At 45.0% G+C, this 2,519-nt stretch carries 4 protein-coding genes; 2 read left to right on the top strand and 2 right to left on the bottom strand.

Translation table 11 applies throughout. The features are described from left to right. Positions 1 to 475: FAD-binding protein (locus B3D59_RS08305; RefSeq protein WP_286818925.1), on the bottom strand; the 475-nt coding region annotated here is incomplete at its 3' end. Between the two features lie 48 nt (positions 476 to 523). Next, positions 524 to 967, bottom strand: a complete 444-nt coding sequence (gene aprB / locus B3D59_RS08310) for an adenylyl-sulfate reductase subunit beta (protein ID WP_286818927.1) — start codon at positions 965 to 967, stop codon at positions 524 to 526. A gap of 444 nt (positions 968 to 1,411) precedes the next feature. Between aprB and B3D59_RS08315 the strand changes: the two genes are divergently transcribed. Further along, complete coding sequence (locus B3D59_RS08315) at positions 1,412 to 2,155, top strand: YkgJ family cysteine cluster protein (protein ID WP_286818928.1); 744 nt, start codon at positions 1,412 to 1,414, stop codon at positions 2,153 to 2,155. Between the two features lie 5 nt (positions 2,156 to 2,160). Next, positions 2,161 to 2,519, top strand: a 359-nt coding sequence (locus B3D59_RS08320; RefSeq protein WP_286818929.1) for an SDR family oxidoreductase, incomplete at its 3' end; no start/stop codon positions are given.

The raw sequence follows: 2,519 nt of genomic DNA on the forward strand, positions 1-2,519 counted from the left end.
TGATCTGCCATTTACCGGTACGAACGGGAGTGGCGCCGGCTTTAAGCGTACCGGATTTCATGCCTTTTTTGCCGTCCATATTTTTACCATCGTCGCTTTTTTTCCAGATGGGAAGGCCCCATTCTTCGAACAGATCTACGGAATCGTCAACGTGACGGCCAAGGTCAAAGATCAAGTCTTCACGAACAATACCCATCAGGTCGTTACGAACCATGCGGACATAGTCTTCAGGTTTGTTGGAGCCGATGTAGGTGTTGATGGCGGACAGACCCTGGGCAACAGCGCCGGATCTTTCAAGAGCGGCTTTGTCGACAAGCAGGATTTTGGTGTCGTCGTCAGCCCATTTTTTGATCTCAAATGCAGTACCGCAGGCAGCCATGCCACCGCCGATGATCAGAACATCAACGTCTCTCTTCTCTACCTCTGGCTCTCTAACGGTTTTAATTTCACCAGCAGGTTTGTTAGGTAATGCCATTATATACCTCCAAAAATTTTATAAGTATCAGAATTAAATTTAAGCAACCTATGCCCGCTCGGCTGCAGCTGGCGCTTTCAGTTCCATACCATCGGCTTCCTGAGTAGACAGCAGGCCTGAATACAGGTCTTTGCCCTTCAGATTTTCATAAGCGTTGGCTTCGCCTTCGGGAGTGGTTCTGATGGGAAACTTGAAGCGTTTTACAACGCCGTTTCTGAACTTACAAGTCCACATAATGTCCTCAGTACCCATCATGGGCTGTACGGATGCGCCCATGGGCACGAAGTCAGAGTAGCCTCTTACTTCAATGGCCTGGGAGGGGCAGATTTTTACGCAAGAGTAGCATTCCCAGCACTGATCCGGTTCTTGGTTGTAAGCTTTCATTGCAGTTGCATCCAGAACCATCAGGTCATTGGGGCAGATGTACATGCATGCGGTTTTATCCCCGCCTTTACAGCCGTCACATTTTTCTGCGATTACAAAAGATGGCATTTAAAATACCTCCATAAAATGTAGGTTAATCAAAATTGCACAAATACCGTTGTGCGACAATTTATATCTATCTAGATTAAGGCCCGTCAAAAAAATGAAAGGCCTGTAATTTAAAATATTTGGATTCCGAGGAAGATGGGTCTGCTCAGTTTTGAATCCTATCAAATAAGCCTTCTTCCTCAAAACAAATGATATGGGAATAACACCCTGACAAGGTCTGTGTCAAGAAAATTCAAAAAAAATGATTTAATGATTTCTTCAATTTTTTTGAATGATTATTCCTTTGACAATATATATGTTTTTTTGGACAAGTTCTGCACTATATCTTGTGAATGCATCCATTAAAATCATCTGGAAAAACCGGTTGGATCCTGGTAGTTTATCCGCCGACGATTATTAATCACCCATTTTATAGTATAATTTTAAAATAATAAAGGAAAAAAAATGAACGATGAGATGTTGCCGGTCGGCTTGGATGACCTTATGCAATTCAACTGCAGTGCGGATAATCCTTGTTTTAATGAGTGCTGCAGGGATCTGAATCAGGCACTGACCCCCTATGATATTCTGAGAATGAAAAATGCTGTAAATTTGCCGTCCGGACAGTTTCTGCGGGAATATACATCCCGGCATACCGGTCCCGGTTCCGGTCTGCCGGTGATTACCTTTAAGGCCAATCCAGCCACCGGCCATGCCTGCCCCTTTGTCACGGATTCAGGGTGTTCCATATATCATGACCGCCCCGCATCATGCCGCATGTACCCTTTGGCGCGTGCCGTTGTAAAGGACAGGGGCACCGGGCAATATGTCGAGTATTTTGCTTTGATTGAAGAAGAGCACTGCAAAGGATTTGGCGGCCGTGATAATAAAACCGTGGCCCAATGGCTCCAAGGTCAGAATGTGGTCGACCACAATACGGAAAATGATAAAATTCTTGACCTGATCAGTCTTAAAAACCAGATCCGGCCCGGAAAACTGCAAGGTGCTGAAGAAGATATTTTTTACATGGCTTTGTATGATCTGGATGATTTCAAAATTCAGATTAATGAAAAAGGGCTTCTTGCCTCAACGAATCTTCCTGTGGAATATGTGCAGAAGGTTGTGGCTGATGACCTAAGCCTGCTTAATTTCGGTATTGCCTGGATAAAATACCAGTTGTTTGGCAAAGATTTGGAAATTCAGGGCTGAAAATTATGGACATCAAAGGAAAAGTGGCTCTGGTGCTTGGGGCGGTCAAAGGAATCGGCAAAGGCATTGGCCTGGACCTTGCCCGGCAGGGGGCAAGCCTTATCCTTACCCGCCATGACTGGCCGGATGCCTTTTGTGATATGGAGGCAGCGTTTGGAAAGACAGGTGCCCAGCATAATATAATAAATGCAGATTTGCGTAAAACTGATGAACTTGACGGTCTGGCAAAGTTTATAAAAGATCGGTATGGACGCCTGGACATTCTGGTGAATAACATTGAACGCGGCGGATGGCCTACGGTTCACGGCACATATGTTGAAGATCAGTGGGATTTGGAGATTGAAACAACGCTTAAAGCCAAACG

Source organism: Desulfobacter sp. UBA2225, from assembly GCF_002348205.1.
GTDB lineage: Bacteria > Desulfobacterota > Desulfobacteria > Desulfobacterales > Desulfobacteraceae > Desulfobacter > Desulfobacter postgatei.

Excerpts from the sequence above, each read along its gene's own strand:
- aprB (WP_286818927.1), bottom strand. The coding sequence starts at position 967 with ATGCCATCTTTTGTAATCGCAGAAAAATGTGACGGCTGTAAAGGCGGG.
- B3D59_RS08315 (WP_286818928.1), top strand. The coding sequence starts at position 1,412 with ATGAACGATGAGATGTTGCCGGTCGGCTTGGATGACCTTATGCAATTC.